The 17474-nt window shown below is 64.5% G+C and carries 16 protein-coding genes; 3 read left to right on the top strand and 13 right to left on the bottom strand.

All coding sequences use genetic code 11. The annotated features are described in order from the left end of the window. Nucleotide 1 precedes the first annotated feature (1 nt). The 4 genes from WBR68_RS02795 to WBR68_RS02780 all read right to left on the bottom strand — a co-directional run bounded on the left by WBR68_RS02795 (nt 2) and on the right by WBR68_RS02780 (nt 2989). Nucleotides 2-628, bottom strand: coding sequence for an NADH-quinone oxidoreductase subunit C (locus WBR68_RS02795; RefSeq protein ID WP_050448543.1), 627 nt, complete (start codon nt 626-628; stop codon nt 2-4). 75 nt (nt 629-703) lie between these two features. Continuing rightward, complete coding sequence (locus WBR68_RS02790) at nt 704-1180, bottom strand: NuoB/complex I 20 kDa subunit family protein (RefSeq protein WP_006217960.1); 477 nt, start codon at nt 1178-1180, stop codon at nt 704-706. Between the two features lie 42 nt (nt 1181-1222). After that, on the bottom strand, nt 1223-1582 hold the full coding sequence (locus WBR68_RS02785; RefSeq protein ID WP_006217959.1) for an NADH-quinone oxidoreductase subunit A: 360 nt from the start codon (nt 1580-1582) through the stop codon (nt 1223-1225). A gap of 297 nt (nt 1583-1879) precedes the next feature. Beyond that, nucleotides 1880-2989, bottom strand: coding sequence for a porin (locus tag WBR68_RS02780; RefSeq protein ID WP_050448542.1), 1110 nt, complete (start codon nt 2987-2989; stop codon nt 1880-1882). Between the two features lie 463 nt (nt 2990-3452). Here WBR68_RS02780 and WBR68_RS02775 point away from each other — a divergent pair, with 463 nt between their 5' ends. The 3 genes from WBR68_RS02775 to WBR68_RS02765 are packed head-to-tail and all read left to right on the top strand — an operon-like array spanning nt 3453 to nt 4950. Then, on the top strand, nt 3453-4070 hold the full coding sequence (locus tag WBR68_RS02775) for a TetR/AcrR family transcriptional regulator (protein WP_230693470.1): 618 nt from the start codon (nt 3453-3455) through the stop codon (nt 4068-4070). Beyond that, nucleotides 4067-4510, top strand: a complete 444-nt coding sequence (locus WBR68_RS02770; RefSeq protein WP_050448540.1) for a PaaI family thioesterase — start codon at nt 4067-4069, stop codon at nt 4508-4510. Before WBR68_RS02775 ends, WBR68_RS02770 begins: the two co-directional genes overlap by 4 nt. Further along, nucleotides 4507-4950, top strand: a complete 444-nt coding sequence (locus WBR68_RS02765) for an NAD(P)-binding domain-containing protein (RefSeq protein WP_050448539.1) — start codon at nt 4507-4509, stop codon at nt 4948-4950. Before WBR68_RS02770 ends, WBR68_RS02765 begins: the two co-directional genes overlap by 4 nt. On the opposite strand, the gene WBR68_RS02760 is transcribed toward WBR68_RS02765, so the two are convergent. From WBR68_RS02760 to WBR68_RS02720, 9 genes are all read right to left on the bottom strand, one after another. After that, complete coding sequence (locus tag WBR68_RS02760; protein WP_050448538.1) at nt 4924-5688, bottom strand: phosphatase PAP2 family protein; 765 nt, start codon at nt 5686-5688, stop codon at nt 4924-4926. The genes WBR68_RS02765 and WBR68_RS02760 overlap by 27 nt on opposite strands. Continuing rightward, a complete protein-coding gene (locus WBR68_RS02755) occupies nt 5685-6479 on the bottom strand; it encodes a metallophosphoesterase family protein (RefSeq protein ID WP_050448537.1) in 795 nt (264 codons plus the stop codon). Before WBR68_RS02755 ends, WBR68_RS02760 begins: the two co-directional genes overlap by 4 nt. Beyond that, nucleotides 6476-7450 carry a diacylglycerol/lipid kinase family protein gene (locus WBR68_RS02750; protein WP_050448568.1) on the bottom strand — a complete coding sequence of 325 codons (975 nt, stop codon included), beginning with the start codon at nt 7448-7450 and terminating at the stop codon, nt 6476-6478. The genes WBR68_RS02755 and WBR68_RS02750 overlap by 4 nt, the downstream gene beginning before the upstream one ends. 111 nt (nt 7451-7561) lie before the next feature. Then, on the bottom strand, nt 7562-9391 hold the full coding sequence (locus WBR68_RS02745) for a gamma-glutamyltransferase family protein (protein WP_230693469.1): 1830 nt from the start codon (nt 9389-9391) through the stop codon (nt 7562-7564). 84 nt (nt 9392-9475) lie between these two features. Next, nucleotides 9476-10978 (bottom strand): ABC transporter substrate-binding protein, encoded by a 1503-nt coding sequence (locus WBR68_RS02740; RefSeq protein WP_230693468.1) that lies wholly within the window; start codon nt 10976-10978, stop codon nt 9476-9478. 139 nt (nt 10979-11117) lie between these two features. After that, nucleotides 11118-12014 (bottom strand): LysR family transcriptional regulator, encoded by an 897-nt coding sequence (locus WBR68_RS02735; protein WP_050448534.1) that lies wholly within the window; start codon nt 12012-12014, stop codon nt 11118-11120. A 198-nt stretch (nt 12015-12212) separates the two neighbouring features. Continuing rightward, the gene (locus tag WBR68_RS02730; RefSeq protein WP_230693467.1) at nt 12213-12869 is read right to left on the bottom strand and encodes a helix-turn-helix transcriptional regulator; all 657 of its coding nucleotides are present in this window, start codon (nt 12867-12869) and stop codon (nt 12213-12215) included. A 29-nt stretch (nt 12870-12898) separates the two neighbouring features. Further along, entirely contained in the window at nt 12899-14350 is a 1452-nt protein-coding gene (locus WBR68_RS02725; RefSeq protein ID WP_230693466.1) for an efflux transporter outer membrane subunit, read from the bottom strand. A gap of 10 nt (nt 14351-14360) precedes the next feature. Next, nucleotides 14361-17462: a MexW/MexI family multidrug efflux RND transporter permease subunit gene (locus WBR68_RS02720; RefSeq protein ID WP_050448533.1), complete on the bottom strand. Its 3102-nt coding sequence runs from the start codon at nt 17460-17462 to the stop codon at nt 14361-14363. Between the last annotated feature and the right edge of the window lie 12 nt (nt 17463-17474).

Genomic DNA, 17474 nt, shown 5'->3' with positions numbered 1-17474 from the left:
TTTAACGCCCCAAGCCGTAGGAGTCTTCGCGGACCACGCGCGGGGTGATCTCGCGCGGATCGATCGTGACCGGCTGGTAAATGACGCGCCGCTGTTCGGGGTCGTAACGCATTTCGACGGTACCCGACAGCGGGAAGTCCTTGCGGAACGGGTGACCGATGAAGCCGTAGTCGGTCAGGATGCGGCGCAAGTCGGGGTGGCCTTCGAAGACGATGCCGTACAGGTCGAACGCTTCGCGCTCGAACCAGCCCACGGCTGGCCAGCATTCCATCAGCGACGCCACGATCGGGAATTCATCGTCGGCGGCCCAGGTGCGGACACGCAGGCGCCAGTTGTGTTCGATGGAAAGCAGGTGGATCACCACGGCGAAGCGCGCGCGGTGCACCTTGGCGGTGGGTTCCTCGGGCAGTTGGCGCGTGCCGTTGCCCCAGGTCAGGTAGTCGACGCCACAGAGGTCGATACAGGTTTCAAAGCGCAGGCCGGCTTCGGTGCGCAGCTTGTTGCAGACCGAGAACCACTGCTGCGCGGGCACTTCGAGCGTCAGCTCGCCCAACGCCTCGGTCAGCGCGATATCGGCGCCGAGGGTGGTCTGCAAATTGTTTTTCAGGGTTTCGAGCCTGGTCATCATCTTGTACGCTTAGGTGAACCGATACGCTGGTTTCGCAAGGTCGGCGGCAAGGGCTGCCGCCGACGGGGCGAAGGATCAGCGCGCAATCGTGTTGGTCAGGCGGATCTTGTTCTGCATTTGCAGCAAGCCGTAGACCAGCGCCTCGGCCGTGGGCGGGCAGCCTGGCACGTAGACGTCTACCGGTACGATGCGGTCGCAGCCACGAACCACTGAATACGAGTAGTGGTAGTAACCGCCGCCATTGGCACAGGAGCCCATGGACACGACCCAACGCGGCTCGGGCATCTGGTCGTAGACCTTGCGCAGCGCCGGCGCCATCTTGTTGCACAGCGTGCCAGCAACGATCATCAGATCGGACTGACGCGGACTGGGTCGGAAGATGATGCCGAACTGGTCCAGGTCGTAGCGGGCCGCGCCCGCGTGCATCATCTCAACCGCGCAACAGGCCAGACCGAAGGTCATGGGCCACATGGAGCCGGTCTTCGCCCAATTAAGGAACTTGTCGGCGCTGGTTGTGATGAACCCTTGCTTGAGAATGCCGTCTATAGCCATATTCGTCTCTGATAGCGTGCGGTGAAGAAAACCCCGGGGGGTTTATTCCCAGTCCAGCGCGCCCTTTTTCCATTCGTAGATGAAGCCGACGGTCAACACGGCTAGGAAAACCATGACCGTCCAGAAACCGACGAGTCCAACTGTGCCTTGGGCGATGGCCCACGGGAACAGGAACGCGATTTCCAGGTCGAAAAGAATGAACAAAATCGCCACCAGGTAGTAGCGCACGTCAAACTTCATGCGGGCGTCTTCGAACGCTTCGAAGCCGCACTCATAGGGCGACAGCTTCTCAGCGTAGGGACGCCGCGGGCCAAGGAGGGAGCCGGCCGTTAGAAGCGCGAACCCGATCAGGGTGGCCACTACGATAAACAGCAGGACGGGAAAATACTGTTGCAGGTTCATTCAGGCGTCCGTCAAATGCGCAAACCTTAGGATTGTAGCATTCGCGTGGTTACTTCCGGCTGAACTCTGTAGCTTGAACAAGAGGTGAAAGACTGCATTCCTCAAATGGAACAATCGCAGTTTTCAAGGCAGAAGCGCAAGCATACAGGACTCAACTGACAAGCTCCTGCGCGTCATCAAAAATCAGACCAAAACACAAAAAAAAGCCACCCCGAAGGGTGGCTTCATACGAACGAGCCGCAGCCCGTTCGTTCGCTTGCGTTTCAAATCCAGACAGGGCTTGCGCCCTGCAGTGGATTAGAAGCGGTGACGGACACCGACGCCGACAGCGGTCGACTTGACGCCATCGATGAAGGCGTAGTCTTTGGCGTACGAACCGTAAGCGTACAGGTTGGTGCGCTTGGACAGGTCGTAGGTGTAACCCAGCGAGAACACGTTCATCGTTTCGTCGCCGCCCGTCAACTTGTCGTTCGACGGGTCAACCATTTGCCACGAACCGAACAGCTTGCTTGCGCCGCCGATCGGAGCCGACAGGCCAACCATGTACGAGTTCGACTTGAAGCCGTCTGCGAACAGGTTGCCACCGAAGCCGATGTTGCCAGCGTCGCTGTTCACGCCTTGACCAGCGAACCAGCCGTCGGTCGTGCGGCCATAGGCCAGGGCGAGCTTCACAACTTCAAAGTCGTACGAAGCGCCGAGGGCGTACATACGCGGGGTCGCGTCGGTTTGAGCGGTCGGCAGCTTGTTGGAAGCGTTCAACTGGTCGTACGTCAGGGCCACGTTCAGCGGGCCGTTGACATAGCGCAGACCGGTGGTGATCGCGCGGGTGTTGTCGGCAGTGCGCCAGCCGGTTTCGGCGGTGTCGGTGTCGTCAGCATTGAACGAGTAGCCAACGCCGAACTGGAAGCCGCTGAACGACGGGGTCTGATACATGACCATGTTGTCGTAGCGTTGCGTGTTGGCAGCGCTCAGGCCAACGCCGATGTTGGCTTGGCCGAAGCCGGCGCCGAACGGATCGATCGAGCCGAAGTACTTCGACGCGATGTTGGTTTGACGACCGAAGTCCAGTTGGCCCCAGCTGTCGCTGGCCAGACCGACGGTGGCTTGACGACCGAACAGACGGCCACCTTGAGCCGAGCGGCCGTTACCCGAATCAAAGCCGGATTCCAGTTGGAAAACAGCGCGCAGGCCGTCACCCAGATCTTCCGAACCACGCAGACCCCAGCGCGAACCGTTTTGGACGCCGTTGATCATGCCGAAACGGCTGCCATTGGCATCGCCAGCACCGCTGATCTTGTTGTAGCCGAGGCCCGTGTCGATGATGCCGTACAGGGTGACAGACGTTTCTGCCTGGGCGACACCGGCAAAACCGGCGAGCAGGGCGGCAGCGAGCAGAGTCTTTTTCATTTAAGAAATCTCCGTTGATTTGAGTGACAAGAGCAGCAATCCAGCAAACCAGCCTGCCGCCCCCCTAACTCCGCGAAGGGAAGTTGACGCTATTGCATCAAAAATCGGGGGGACTGGCTATGGTCGGCATCAGAAAAGTGCTCGTTTGCGACACCCCTGTTGGGATCTTGCAACATCGCGCGATCGGCGCACCACAGGTGTTAGGGCTTACCCGCACTTGAAGAGGCAAGCCCGTATCCATGCGACTTTCAGCCCTGCCCCTAATTATCGGGTCCATTTGCACGGGGTTCTTTCACCCCCCTTTCACCGCGACCTCAGCCGGATTTACCCCCCGGTATCCCTGCGAATGCCTGTGGGGCGCGTGCCGTTTCCGGCTTGTCCTCAACGCGCTCAATAACATTGTTATTTAGAAAAATCGTGGATATTATCAGCGCACATCGTCGACCTATTTCCGGCCACTTCCATGCCCACCACCCCAACCGCCCGCACCGAAAGAAACGAAAGGCTCAACGCGCTGCGACGCCAGATGATTCTGGACGCCGCGCAGCGAGTCTTCGAGCGCGACGGGCTGGAGAACACGACGATACGGGCCATTGCCAAGGAAGCCGGCTGCACCACGGGCGCCATTTACCCATGGTTCGCGGGCAAGGAAACGCTTTACGGCGCATTGCTGGATGAATCGCTGGGGCGGTTGCACGAGTACCTGGACGAGGCGGCAAGCACGGCTCCGGCGATGGACGCCGCGCGCAAGGCGATCCAGGCTTTCTTCGATTATTACGCCCGGCGCCCGACCGATTTTTCCTTGGGCATGTACCTGTTCCAGGGGCTGGGACCCCGAGGGCTGGGCCGGGACATGGACGAAAAGCTGAACGCACGCCTGCGGCAATGCGTGGACCTGCTGGGTGGCGCACTGGCGCGCACCAAAGGCTGGGACGCGACCACCGTGGCGGTCGAACAGATGAATGTGTTCACCTACCTGATGGGGCTATTGCTGTTGCTGCATACCCATCGCCTGAAATCCCTGGGTCAGCAGGCCGACACGCTGCTGGACCAGTATTGCCACGCTCTGGAGCAACGATGATCGCTACCCCACTGGCCGCCGCCCCCGACGCGCCCCTGATCAGCCTGGCCGATTTCCACATTCTGCTGGCCGACCAGCACCCCTTCTCTCTTTTGCTGGGCATCGACGTACTGCATATCGGCCGCGGCACTGCCCGCGCGGTGCTACCTGCCCGCGACGCGCACCAGCGACTGGGCGGCATCGTCGCCGGCCCCATGTTGATGGGCCTGGCGGACCTGGCCATGTACGCCGCCGTCGTCGGCGCCACGGGTCAAAGCCACGCCGTCACGGCCAGCCTGACCATCAACTTCCTGCGGAAAAGCCCGGCGGGGGCCATCCATGCCGACGCCCGGTTGCTGAAAGTGGGCCGGCTGTCGGCAGGCGAAGTCATCCTGACCGGCGCAGGCTCGGACGAGCCGCTTGCCCATATCGTAAGCACATGGTCCGTGCCCAAGCCATGAGCCCGCGCATCAGCATTGTGGGCATGGGCGACACCGGTACGCAGGCTGCCCGGAGCTTGCTGGAAGCCGAACCGGACATCGCGTTGACCCTGTATGACATCGACCCGGAACGCTGCGAGCAATTTCGCGGATCGGCCACCTTGGCGACCTCGGCGCGTGAAGCGTTGATGGAATCGGACACTATCGTGCTGGCCTTGCCGCACGAACGCGAGGTTGATCGCACGCTGGAACGGTTCAGCGATGGCGAGGTGACGGCGTCGATCCAGGGCAAGCGGATCGTGGACTTGGCCCCGCCGCCGCCGGAACGCGCCCAGCGGCTGGAGCGAGCCATTGCCGGCGCGGGCGGCCGCTACACGAACCTTGGCGGAGCAACCGCCGAGGCAAGCAGCATGCCGCAGCGGCTCTCAAGGCTGTTACGGCTGTTGTTCTGCCCGGCGTGAACCGCAATAGCGTTCGGCCACCACCACGCAGACCGCCAGCCATGCCAGGGTGACGGCAAACCCCGCCGTCACATCGCTGGCGAAATGCACCTGCAGCAAGATGCGGCTGAGGCCGATTGCCATGATCAGCGCCGCGGCAGCCGCCACGCCAGGCCAGCGCCACGACGCAGGCGCCAGACGCCACAGCAGATAGCAGGCCGTGCCGTACACGGCCATGGCCGCCGAGGCGTGGCCGCTGGGAAAGCTCCAGCCCATGGCGGCGGCAAACCCATGGTCGTGCTCAGGGCGAACGCGCTCGAACGTCACTTTGAGCACCCGGTTAAGCAGCCCGCCCAAACCCGTGGTGATGGCGCAAAACGCCGCAAGCCGCCACCGTCCCGTCCAAAGCAGATACAGCGTCATCGCCACGCTGAGCACGGTAAGGAAGTTGCGATCGCCCAAATACGTGACCCAGGACAGCAGCCACAGCAAGGACGCATCCATCGACATGCTCAACGCGTCAGCCAAGGCGCCGTCGAACGCCACGACGCGCCCCCGGCTATGTACCGCCGCCGCCAACACCAGGAAGATCGCCACGCCGGCCGACACGCCCGCGCCGACCATGGCGCGGCGCGTCAAGGCGGAGCCTCCGACAAACGCCCGGACGACCAACAACGCCGCCGCGCCGGCCAACACCGGCAGCGCGATAAACAATTCCATCGCGTGGGACGCGGCCCATTGCGCATACACCTCGCTCATAAGGTGGTCACCAGCGTCTTGTCGACGGGCGCGAACACGTGCGTACCCTCGGCATAGTCCCAGCGTTCGACATGGCAAAGCTGCTGGCCGTCCTGGCCTTCATGGGTAATCACGTTCACCGAATTCGGCACGCTGCCGCGAACCCGGCGCGAGCATGCCGTACCGGCCTGCACGATCCAGCCGGCCGGCTGCCCCGCCGCCGATAGCGGCAGCACGTAGGGCAGATGGATATGTCCGCCCAAGACCAGGTCGATTCCCGCCTGCGCCCACGCCGCCAGCGCCCGTTCGCGCCCGTTGAGCAGGTTGGACAGGTCGGATTCCACCTTGGCCCGGACGGGGTGATGCGCCACGACGATACGCAATTGGCCTGGCCGAGCCTGGCGCAGGCGTTGCGCGACGCGTGCAATCTGCGCGTCGGAGATCTCGCCGTCCTTATGGCGGCGCGGCCGCGTGGTATTCACGCCGATGGCCAGCAGCCCGGGGCTTTCAAAGACGGGTTCCAGCACCGCCCCCAGTGCCCGGCGGTAGTTACCGTAAGGGTTGAGCGCGCGGGCGAAAAGGTTGAACAGCGGAATGTCGTGGTTGCCCGGCACGGCCAGCACGGGCAGCGACAGGCGCTCGATGAACCGGCGTGCCGCGGCGAATTGCGCGCGTCGGGCACGCTGGGTGATGTCGCCACTGAGCACCACCAGATCAGGTTTCAACGCGCGCGCCAGATCCAGCGCCGCCTCCACCACGGGTTTGCGTTCCGTACCGAAATGCGTGTCGGACAATTGCAGTATCCGCGTCATGAGCGGTCCAGGTATTGCGAGTCAGCGGGCACCACCAGCGGCAGTTGCTCATCGGCCACCTTGAATTCGAGCGGCGTGCTCATCCAGGAAATCTCGCCATCCATCGCCACCTTGACGCGGTTGCGCCCGCGTATCCGCACCCGCATGCGGTCAAAGCCGAAGCTGATGACGTGTTCAGCTTCGCCCAGGCGACTGAACAGGCCGCGCACCAGCAGCCCATACAGCGCAAGCGTACCGACGGGCTTGACCGTCATCGCCACGAGGCGGTTGCGTTCCAGTTCACTGGACTCGATGCCGATATGTTCCAGTTGCAGTTTGTTGTTGCCCACTACCAGCGTCGGCGTGCGCAGGTCGCGCAGCTGTCCCTCCTCTTCCAGTTGCAGCCGCAGTTGGCGCGGCGCGCGCAGCAAGGTGACCAGCCCCGACCACAGCGCCACCATCCGGCTGCGGCCGAAGCGCTGCTTGTAGGCCTCGCGGTCTTCCAGCAACGTGGGGTAAAGCCCCAGGCTGGCGTTGACCAGGAACAGGTGGCCGTTCAACTGACCGACACGCACGGGTTCGATGTGCCCCTGAAGAAAGCCACGCAGCGCGACATCCGTGTCTTGTGAAATTCCGTAGGTGCGTCCGAAATAATTGAAGGTGCCCTGCGGCAGGATGCCGAACGGCACGCCCTTACCCAGCACGGTGGCGGCGACCGCGTTGAGCGTGCCGTCGCCGCCCGCTGCGATGACGACGCCCTGCTCGTCCTGGGCGCGCTTGACGGCGGCCTGCGCCGTCTCGGTCAGGCGTTTGGGGTCGTCTACGGCCATCAGCGTATAGCGCCTGCCCGCCTCGTCGAGAATGCCGCGGATGGTGTCCTGCAGGACCTGCGCGTCGCCGCGCCCCGATCCGGTGTTGAGGACGATGAATAGGGGCTCTTGTCCCGTCAGGGAGCGCGCTCCGGTGCGTGGGCGCTGGTCGGATGAGGTCATGGAAGAAAGATAGCCCATGCCGGCAAAACGCCGCAAGGCGGCATGATTCCCGCAGCCCGGACAGACCGAAGAACCCGGGCGCCACAGGCGCGGCGCCCGATTCCAGAACGGTCAGCGGCCGATGGCGTAGGCCTGCATCAGCCGCGGCGTGGCCGCCGCATGCAAGAGGCCGTCTTCATCCCGCGAAGCGGCCGTCAAACGCCCCACCGACCACGCTGGCACCTCTTCGATCTGATGCCCACGCTGGCGCAGGCCATCGATCACATCGGCGCCAAAGCTGGCTTCCACCGCCAGGTGGCCCGGCTTGCGGTCGCGCGGGTAAAACGACGTGGGGAAATGCATGGTGTGCGACATCGGCAGGTCAATCGCTTCCTGCAGGTTGAGGCCATGGTGCACATGACGCAGGAAGAACAGCAACTGCCATTGTTCCTGTTGGTCGCCGCCTGGCGTGCCGAAAGCCAGATAGGGCTTGCCATTGCGCAGCGCCAGCGACGGCGTCAGCGTGGTGCGCGGACGCTTGCCCGGCGCCAGCGTGCCGGGCAAGCCTTCTTCCAGCCAGAACATCTGAGCACGCGTATTCAGGCCAAAACCCAGTTCGGGAATCACAGGGGAAGACTGGAACCAGCCGCCCGAGGGCGTGGCCGAAATCATGTTGCCCCAGCGGTCGATCACGTCCACATGCGTGGTGTCGCCGCGCTTGGCCGAGGCATGCATGTTGGAAGCACGCGTGTCGGAAGCACGCATATCGGCCAGCGTGGGCTCGTTGGTGGCGCTGCCAGGCGCGGACACCGGAGACAGGCGTTCCAGCGTGTCCATCACGCGGGCAACCTGCGCCTCGAACCCGGGCACCCTGCCGGGCAGCAAATCGTGCGACGCCATTTCACCGATCAGCGCGCGGCGCTCGGCGCTATACGCGTCCGACAGCAGGTGCGCCAGCGGCACGTCGATGAAAGCCGGGTCGCCGTAATAGGCTTCGCGGTCGGCAAACGCCAGCTTCATGGCCTCGGTGACGCGGTGGATGAATTCCACGCTGTTCGGCCCCACGCCCGCCAGGTCCATGTCCTTTAACAGCGCCAGCGTCTGCAGAAACACCGGGCCTTGGCTCCAGGCCCCGGCCTTGGCCACGGTGTAGCCATGGTAGTCGTAGGTCAGCGGCGTGTCGTAGCTGGCTGACCAGCCGGCTAGGTCATCGGCCGTGATGACGCCACGGTGCGTCGCGCCGCTTTCGTCCATCACGTCCGTGTTGCGGGCGAACCGATCGATCTCTTCAGCAATGAAGCCACGGTAGAAGGCGTCGCGGGCGGCCTCGATCTGGCGTTCGCGGTCCGCGCCCACGCTCTCGGCCTCTTTCAGCACGCGGGTCCAGGTGCGCGCCAGCGCCGGGTTGCGGAACAGCTTGCGCGCTTCGGGCACCTTGCCGCCCGGCACATAGACCTGGGCGGTGGTGGGCCAGTGGGTCTGGAAGAAATCCTTCAGGCCCGCAATGGTGTTGGAAATGCGCGGCATCAGCGCATGGCCGTGCTCGGCGTAATAGATGGCGGGTTCCAGCACATCGCGCACACGCATCGTGCCGTGGTCGCGCAGCAGCAGCATCCAGGCGTCGAAGGCGCCGGGTATCACCGTGGCCAACAGGCCATTGCCGGGGATCAGCTTCAGCCCTTCGGCGCGGTAGCGTTCAAGTGTGGCGGCGGCGGGCGTGGTGCCCTGGCCGCACAGCACTTCCAGCCTGCCGGTGCGCGCCGAATAAAAAATTGCCGGCACTTCACCGGCCGGGCCGACCAGATGGGGCTCCACCACTTGCAACACGAAAGCCGACGCCGCGCAGGCGTCGAAGGCGTTGCCGCCGCGTTCCAGCAGCGACATGCCTGCCGCGCTGGCCAGCCAATGGGTAGAGGTCACCACACCGAAGGTGCCTAGGATTTCCGGGCGAGTCGTAAACATGATGCGTCCTGTAGCGGAGGCTTCTACCGTCCGCGAATAAGAAAAACGGGATCCGAATCCGGATCCCGTCGTTGGTCGCCCAACTTACTTCTTGGCGATGGTCACACCCTTCAGGCGGATCAGGCCGTCAGGGTAAGGCACGAAGCCCTCCACCTTCTTCTGCACGCCGAAGGTCCACGGCAGGTAGAACAAATAGATGATGGGGCGCTGGTCCTGCATGCTGGTCAGCACCTGGTCGTACAGCGCGCGGCGCTTGGCCGTGTCGGCTTCGGCGCGCGCGTCGTTCAGCAGCTTGTCCACGCCGGCGTCGCAGAACTTGCCGTCGTTCAAATTGCCCTTGCAACTGAGGTATTGATGGATATTGCCGCTGGGATCGACCCGGCCCGACCAGCCGCTCTGGCCCACCTGGAAATCGCCGCGCGCCAGCGACGATTGCAGCGATGCGAATTCCACCGGACGCAGCGTGATGTCAAAGCCGGCTTCGGAACCCATCGCCTGCACCAGCTCGAACACCTGCTGCATGGTGGTGTTGTTGCCGAAGGTGATCTCGAACTTCACGCGGTCAAAACCGGCTTCCTTCAGCAACGCCTGCGCCTTCTTCGGGTCGCGGCCCTTGTGTTCGAAGGCGGTGTTGTAAGCGAAGCTGGCGGGCGGGAACGGTTGGTAGGCGGGCTGGAACATGCCTTCACCGATGACCTGGTTCAGCACATCGCGGTCAATCGCCAGGTCCAGCGCCTGACGCACGCGCTTGTCCTTGGCCAGCGGGTTGTCGGCGCGCGCGCCGTTGCCCAGATTGATCGAGATCGACTGGAAGCCCAGGCCGGTCACGGGCGCCAGGCGCAGGCTGCCGTCATCCTTCACCGCCTTGGCGTCGCTGGGCGCCACACGCTCGATGATGTCCAGATCACCCGCGCGCAGGTTGTTCAGGCGCACGGTGGTGTCGGGAATCGGCGTGAAGATAAGCCGATCGAAATGGTAGTTGGCGGCGTCCCAATACTTGGGAAATTTCTCGAGCACGATGCGGTCGTTCTGCACGCGCTCCTTGAATTGGTACGGGCCCGAGCACACCGGCTTGCCGCCGGGATCCTTGTCGAAGCTGGCGGGCGACATCATCATGCCGGCGCGGTCGGACAACTGCGACAGCAGCGAGGCGTCGGGTTGCGACAGGTTCAGCACAACGGTGTGTTCGTCGAGCGCATCGACGCTGGCCACGGTGGCAAGCTCGCTCTTGCGGTTGCTGTCGGGCAGCGTGCGGGCGCGATCCAGGTTGGCCTTGACGGCGGCGGCGTTGACCGGCGTGCCGTCATGGAAGACCGCGTCGGTGCGCAGCTTGAACGTCAGGGTTTTATTGTCGGGGCCGATCGTCCAGGACTGCGCCAACTGCGGCACGAACTTCAGATCGGGCGAGATATCAACCAGCTTGTCGCACAGCGAGGCGAACACAATGCGGCCCACGAACGTGCGCGCGCGCGCTGGGTCCAGCACGTCCGGATCGTCCTGCAAACCGATACGAAGGGTGGACTGGGCTTGCGCCAGGCCGCTAGCCAGCATTCCCGCCATGGCCATGGCGAGGCAAAGTTTACGCATGAAAGATCTCCGTCGATGCATCTTGTTGGATTCTGCGCCAGGCGCGCGGCGATTGTATAGAGGGCGCGGGCCTGGCCCCGGCACGCAGGCAGGGATCGGCCGCCTTGCGGACGCCTGCCGCGCAAGCTGGGCGGCAGGGTCAGGGCAAGCGGCAAGGCGCGGAAAAGTCCACGGCCGCCGCCACCGATTCACGCAGACGGGCGACCAGTGGGCGGGCATCATCGCGACGCTGCTGGAACGCATAGGGCAAGGCGGCGGGTTCGGGGTCGCCTTGCAGCAGGCGCAGGCTGCCTTCGGCTTGCAGCGCGCGGGCCCAGTGCTCCGGTATCAACCCAACGCCCGTGCCCTCGATCAGCAGGCCGACGATGGCGCCCCAGTTGTTGCAGCAGAGGCGTTCGCCCACCGCCTCGCGCCCCGCCAGCCAATCGTCAATGATGCGGGTCGTGCCCGCACCCGCCGGCAGCATCACCAACGGCAAGCGGGCCAGCAAGGCCGGGGTCATGCGGGTTTCACCGTCCAGCACGGCGGGCGCCGCGGCCCACGCAAAGCGGGCCTCGCCAATCGGCGTGGAAGAGATATTCGCACGCGAGGATCTGCCCGCGATGACAGCAAAATCCAGTTCGCCGTCGGCCACCCGCTGTTCCAGCACCTGGCCGATGTCCACATACGGCTCCAGAACCAGGTCGGGATACGCCGCGCGCACCACACCGATCAGCCGTGGCAGCCAGGTCAACGCGGTCAGTTCGCCCACGCCGAAGCGACAGCGGCCACGCAAGCCCGGCGTTTCAGCCATGGACGCGCGCACCTGGTCCGCCGCCGCCAACAACTCACGCGCCTGCGGCACCAGTCGCTGCCCCGCGTCGGTCAGCACGGCCTTGTGCCCGCTGCGATCAAACAGCGGCTGGCCCAGCGCCTCCTCAAGTTCGGTGATGCGCTTGGACAGCGACGACACCGACAGGTGCAGGCGCTCAGCCGCCACAGCAAAGCTGGCACAGGTAGCCGCCCAGTAAAACGCTTCAAGTTGCTTGAGAGTCATACGCAAACGTCAAATAGGATGTACGACGCCGCATGGATCGGGAACCGACACGAAACCTGTTCGGGGACATGGGTAACGCCCGTTCGGACACATGGGTAACGCTTGTTCGGCGGCATGGGCAACGCCTAAGCCCGCGTAGGATGGGTGAAGCGCGCCCCGCCCGACACAAATACCCTACTGCCCATCGCGCGCAACCCATCAATCAGCCCCCACCCGATACGCACACCGCCGCGCCCCGCCAAGAATATGCTCTTCGCGCTCTACCCTCACCCCCGCCCCCAACACCTTGCGGAACAGCTCCAGCTCGCTCCGGCAAAACCCCATACAGGCTTTGGCCGCCGAACATATGGGACAGTGGTTTTCGATAAACAAAAAGCCGTCACCGTCAGCACGCAATTCCGCCATATAACCTTCGGCTGACCTCACCTGCACCAGGCGTTCCAAGCGGGCCTGCAAATCCGTTGCCCCCGCCATCGCCTTGCGATAGCCGTCCAGCATGGCGCCCTCGCGCGCCTGGATCAGCTTTTCCACCCCCTCGTCGCCAAACACCTGACGCACCGCGCCGATCATCTGCACGGTCATTTCAGCATGCGTGTCGGGAAAGCGGCCATGACCGGCCTCGGTCAAAAACCAGATCTGGGTGGGCCGGCCGCGCCCGGCGCTGTGGCTTTCGGAATCGACCAACCCGTCGGCATGCAGGCGCGTCATCTGCTGGCGCACGGCCTCGCCGGTCACGTCCATGGCCTTCGCGATGACCGCGGTGGACTGCGGGCCGCGCGTCTTCAAGATCATCAGCACGCGATCCGCCGGCTGATGCGGCATCCAGGTGACGGGGTGGGACGGGCTGTCAGACATGACGATATCGATACTCCGGGCAAGGGTTCCTATGGTGCCATGATCTCAGCCGATTCCGCTTGGCCTGGCGCCTGCCAACCTCCGCCCACGGCCTTATACAGCGCAACCAGGCGGGTATAGGACTCGGTTTCGGCCACCGCCACGGCGTCCTGGGCGCGCAAAAGCGTACGCTGCGCGTCCAGCACCGTCAAATACGGCGCGCTGCCCTCGCGATAGCGCAGTTGCGCAAGCTCGGCCGCGCGGCTGCTATAGGCCGCCGCCTGCGCCAGGTTGCCCAGGCGCTGCTGTGTCTGGCCGAATTCAGTCAGTGCCGACTCCAGTTCTTCCACCGCCCGCAGCACCGTCTGCTCGTAGCGCGCCACCACGCCTTCCGACCGCGCAACCGCCGCGCGCTTGCGGGCCAGCGCGGTAGGCAGATGCAGGGCAGGCCAGCTCAGACCCGACGTCACATTGAACGCCCGGCTTGAGGCAGACCCGAAGTCGGCCCCGCGCAACGCGACAAAGCCCAGGAAGCCGCCCAGATCGATGCGCGGATAAAGCTCGGCGGTGGCCACGCCCACGTCCGCGTTGGCGGCCGCCATGTTGCGCTCGGCCGCGGCCACGTCTGGCCGTCGCGACAGCAATGCCGCCACGTCGCCAATCGGCAGGCGGGTAGCCAAGGGCGCCAGCGGCTTGCCCGCGTCCAGATCAGCCAGCTCCACCGGCCGCAGCCCCGCCAGCACCGCCAGCCGGTAGCGCGCCAACCGCTGGGCCGTCACCTGCAGCGGTACGCTGGCTTGCACGGTTTCCAGTTCGGCGCGCGCGCTGGCCAGGTCGCCTTCGTCACCACGGCCCGCCGCAACCAAAGCCTGCGTCACGCGGAGGCTGTCGCGCTGGCTGTCCAGATTTGCCTGCGCCACGGCCAGGCGCTGCTCGGCGCCACGCAGTTCGAAATAATTGCGGGCGACTTCCGCCGCCACCACGATGCGCGTCTGGGCCAGGTCCGCCGCTTGCCCTTCGCTGCGCGCCGCCGCGCCTTGCGCCGCGTGTTGCAGCCGGCCAAACAGGTCCAGCTCCCAGGTGGCGTCAAAGCCCGCCCGGTAGCTTTGGGCCAGATTGCGCTGGCCGGCCGTGCCGGCATTGGCTTGCGACAGGCTGCGTTCGTAGCCACCGTTCAGTGTTACGGCGGGCAAGCGGTCCAGTTCCTTTTCATCCAGCACCGCGCGGGATTCCGCCAGACGGGCCTGGGCGATGCGGATGTCGTGGTTGCGGCTCAACGCCAGATCCACCAGCCGGTCCAACTGGGGGTCTTGCAATTGCTTCCACCAGTCTCGTTGTAGTTGCGCGGCCGAAAACAGCGCTTGTTCGGGGCTGGCCAGCACCACGGGCGCCGCTTGTGGCGCCTGGTAGTCAGGGCCAACAGCGCAGCCCGCCAGCGCCAACGTGGCCAGCAAACCGGCCGCCACGCGGCGCAGGCGATAGGGGCTAAGAATATGAGTCATGCTTGCATCCTTAATGCGTGGTCGCCGGGCGGGCGTCTTCCGCCTGCGCCGCCAACAATTCGCGGGCGCGCGGCGTGTCGTTGGCGGCCCGGTGGTCGCGCGCGAACACCGTGTATACGGTGGGCAGCACAAACAGTGTGAACAGCGTGCCCACCAACAGCCCCACCACGATCACCAGGCCCAGGCTATAGCGGCTGTGCGCGCCGGCCCCCGTGGCGAACAGCAGGGGGATCAGCCCCATCACCATCGCGGCCGTCGTCATCAAGATGGGACGCAGCCGGATGCGGGCGGCCTGCTCCATCGCCGCGCGCCGGTCCAGCCCGTGGCTGAGCTGCATCTCGTTGGCGAACTCCACCATCAGGATGCCGTGCTTGCTGATCAAGCCGATCAACGTCACCAGGCCGATCTGCGTATAGATGTTGATGGTGGCCATGCCCAGCGCCAGCGGAATCAACGCACCGCAAATCGACATGGGCACGCTGACCAGAATGATGAACGGGTCGCGCAAGCTTTCGTACTGCGCGGCCAGCACCAGATAGATGACGATGATGGCGAAGAGGAAGGTGATCATCAGTGCCGAGCCTTCCTGGCTGAACTGGCGCGCATCCGACTGCCAGTCATAACTGAAGCCGGCGGGCAGGCGCTGCGCCTGTGCCGACAGGAACTTCACCGCGTCGCCCATGGTGACGCCGGGCATCGGTATGGCCTGGAAGGTGGCGGCATTCAGCTGGTTGAACTGGGTCAGCGAATTGGGTTCCACGCCCATGGACACCGACACCAGGTTGGACAGCGGCACCTGCGCGCCGCTGGCGCTCTTGACGTGGAATTGCGCCAAGGCTTCAGGCGACACGCGGTGTTCGCGCTGGCTTTGCGGAATGACGTCATACGAACGCCCGTCCATGCCGAAGCGGTTGACGTAGTTTTCGCCCACCAGCACCGCCAGCGTGTCGCCGATGGCTTTCATGGTGACGCCCAGGCTGTTGGCCTTGGCGCGGTCCACCTTCAACTGCACCACCGGGTTGTTGTAGTCCAGGTCGCTATCCACCACCATGAACAGGCCGCTTTCGCGCGCGGCTTTCTTCAAGCCTTCCATGGCCTCGTAGACCACCGGGTAGTCGGCCGCGCTCATCAGCACCATCTGCACCGGCAGGCCGCCGGTGGATCCCGGCAACGACGGCAACTGGAACGCAAAGATGTTGCTGCCTTCCACCTGATTGGCCAATGACTGCATGTGCGCCTGGATCTCGTCGGCGCTGCGCTCGCGGTCTTGCCAGTCCACGAAGTCGACCCCGCCGATGCTGTTGGACACGCCATCCGATCCGTTGATCAGCCAGCGCCCCTTCTGCTCGGGCACGGTCTTCATGACGTCGTCCCACTTCTTGCCGAACTTCTCCACGTAATCGATATTGGCTTGCTGCGGCGACTTGATCGCGGTCAGCACGGTGGACTGGTCTTCCACCGGCGCCAGCTCGCGCTGCGCGGCGTTGTACAGGAACGGCAGGCTGATCAGCACCGCCACCGCGATCAGCCCCGTCACCCAGCGGTGCCGCAGCGACACGTCCAGCACACTGCCATAGGCGTTGCCCAGGCGGCCAAAGAAGTGCTCGGCGCGGCGCGCCATCCAGCCATCGGACACACGGCTGTTCAGCAGAAACGAACTCATGACGGGCGACAGCGTCAGCGCAATGACGCCCGACACCACCACCGCGCCCGCTAGCGTAAAGGCGAATTCCTTGAAGAGCGACCCGGTCAGCCCGCCCATCAGGCCGATGGGCGCATACACCGCGGCCAGCGTGATGGTCATGGCGATCACGGGCCCCGCCACTTCACGCGCGCCGATCAACGCCGCCCGCACGGGCGATTTGCCCTCTTCGATATGCCGATGCACGTTCTCCACGACCACGATGGCGTCATCCACCACCAGGCCGATGGCCAGCACCATCGCCAACAACGTCAACAGGTTCACGCTGAAACCGAACAGCGCCATGATGGCCGCCCCGCCCAACATGGACAGCGGAATGGTGACGACAGGAATCAGCACCGCGCGCAACGAACCCAGGCACAGGAAGATCACCACCACCACGATGGCAATCGCTTCCAGCAGGGTCTGCATCACGCCGTCGATGGACGCGCTGATGAAGCGCGCCAGCTCGAAGGGCACCTGCACGCTGGTGCCCGGCGGCAGGTTCTGTTTGATGTTGGGCAGCAGCTCCTGCAAGCGCTTGACGATAACCAGCGGGTTGCCGACCGGCGTGGCGTTCAGGCCGAAGTAGACGGCCGGTTCGCCGTCCATCAGGCCGCTGGAATCGGTGGACGCCGCCCCCAGTTCCACCGTGGCCACATCGCCCAGCCGCACCAATGCGTCGCCGTCGCGCTTGACGACCAGGTCGCGGAATTCCGCCACATTCACCAGGTCGGTGTTGACCTGGATGTTGGACACCACATACAGCCCCTTGGCCTGCCCCGGCGCCGCCTGCACGTTGTTGTCCCGCAGCGCCTCTGCCAGTTCGCCCGCCGAAATGCCGCGAGCCGCCATGCGGTTCGGGTCCAGCCATACGCGCATGGCCAGCTTTTGGCCGCCGTAGAGTTCCACGCTGGCCACGCCGTCAATCGACGACAACTGCGGCTGCACCACGCGCGACAGATAATCGGTCAGCGCCGCCAACGACAGCGTGGTGCTGGAAAAGCCCACATAGGCCACGGCGGTCGCCTCGCCCGCGGACTTGACCAGCACCGGGTCGTAGACGTCTTGCGGCAGCCGGTATTTGACCTCGTTGACCTTGGCCATGACCTCGGTCATGGCCTTGTTGGAATCGGCGTTCAGCTTCATCCGCACCGTGATGACGCTGCGGCCCTGAGTGGACGACGACGACAGGTAGTCGATGCCTTCCACCGTGGCCACGGATTGCGCAATGGGTTGCGTGACAAAGCCCTGCATCAGCTCGGGCGATGCGCCCGGGTATTGCGTGGTGATGGTGATAGTGGTGCTTTCGGTCAACGGATACTGCCGCACCGGCAGACCGCTTAGCGCCTTGATGCCCAGCAGCAGGATCAGGGTGCTGACCACCAGGGCCAGCACCGGCCGGCGCACGAAGAGATCGGTGAAAGTCATGTTTGCCTCCGC

Source organism: Achromobacter sp. JD-1 (genome assembly GCF_038594925.1).
Taxonomy (GTDB): domain Bacteria; phylum Pseudomonadota; class Gammaproteobacteria; order Burkholderiales; family Burkholderiaceae_B; genus Achromobacter; species Achromobacter spanius_C.
The sequence above is the reverse complement of the archived record's forward strand: the minus strand, read 5'-3'. Positions and strand labels throughout refer to the sequence as shown.

Excerpts from the sequence above, each read along its gene's own strand:
- WBR68_RS02795 (WP_050448543.1), bottom strand. The coding sequence starts at position 628 with ATGATGACCAGGCTCGAAACCCTGAAAAACAATTTGCAGACCACCCTC.
- WBR68_RS02790 (WP_006217960.1), bottom strand. The coding sequence starts at position 1,180 with ATGGCTATAGACGGCATTCTCAAGCAAGGGTTCATCACAACCAGCGCC.
- WBR68_RS02785 (WP_006217959.1), bottom strand. The coding sequence starts at position 1,582 with ATGAACCTGCAACAGTATTTTCCCGTCCTGCTGTTTATCGTAGTGGCC.
- WBR68_RS02780 (WP_050448542.1), bottom strand. The coding sequence starts at position 2,989 with ATGAAAAAGACTCTGCTCGCTGCCGCCCTGCTCGCCGGTTTTGCCGGT.
- WBR68_RS02775 (WP_230693470.1), top strand. The coding sequence starts at position 3,453 with ATGCCCACCACCCCAACCGCCCGCACCGAAAGAAACGAAAGGCTCAAC.
- WBR68_RS02770 (WP_050448540.1), top strand. The coding sequence starts at position 4,067 with ATGATCGCTACCCCACTGGCCGCCGCCCCCGACGCGCCCCTGATCAGC.
- WBR68_RS02765 (WP_050448539.1), top strand. The coding sequence starts at position 4,507 with ATGAGCCCGCGCATCAGCATTGTGGGCATGGGCGACACCGGTACGCAG.
- WBR68_RS02760 (WP_050448538.1), bottom strand. The coding sequence starts at position 5,688 with ATGAGCGAGGTGTATGCGCAATGGGCCGCGTCCCACGCGATGGAATTG.
- WBR68_RS02755 (WP_050448537.1), bottom strand. The coding sequence starts at position 6,479 with ATGACGCGGATACTGCAATTGTCCGACACGCATTTCGGTACGGAACGC.
- WBR68_RS02750 (WP_050448568.1), bottom strand. The coding sequence starts at position 7,450 with ATGACCTCATCCGACCAGCGCCCACGCACCGGAGCGCGCTCCCTGACG.
- WBR68_RS02745 (WP_230693469.1), bottom strand. The coding sequence starts at position 9,391 with ATGTTTACGACTCGCCCGGAAATCCTAGGCACCTTCGGTGTGGTGACC.
- WBR68_RS02740 (WP_230693468.1), bottom strand. The coding sequence starts at position 10,978 with ATGCGTAAACTTTGCCTCGCCATGGCCATGGCGGGAATGCTGGCTAGC.
- WBR68_RS02735 (WP_050448534.1), bottom strand. The coding sequence starts at position 12,014 with ATGACTCTCAAGCAACTTGAAGCGTTTTACTGGGCGGCTACCTGTGCC.
- WBR68_RS02730 (WP_230693467.1), bottom strand. The coding sequence starts at position 12,869 with ATGTCTGACAGCCCGTCCCACCCCGTCACCTGGATGCCGCATCAGCCG.
- WBR68_RS02725 (WP_230693466.1), bottom strand. The coding sequence starts at position 14,350 with ATGACTCATATTCTTAGCCCCTATCGCCTGCGCCGCGTGGCGGCCGGT.
- WBR68_RS02720 (WP_050448533.1), bottom strand. The coding sequence starts at position 17,462 with ATGACTTTCACCGATCTCTTCGTGCGCCGGCCGGTGCTGGCCCTGGTG.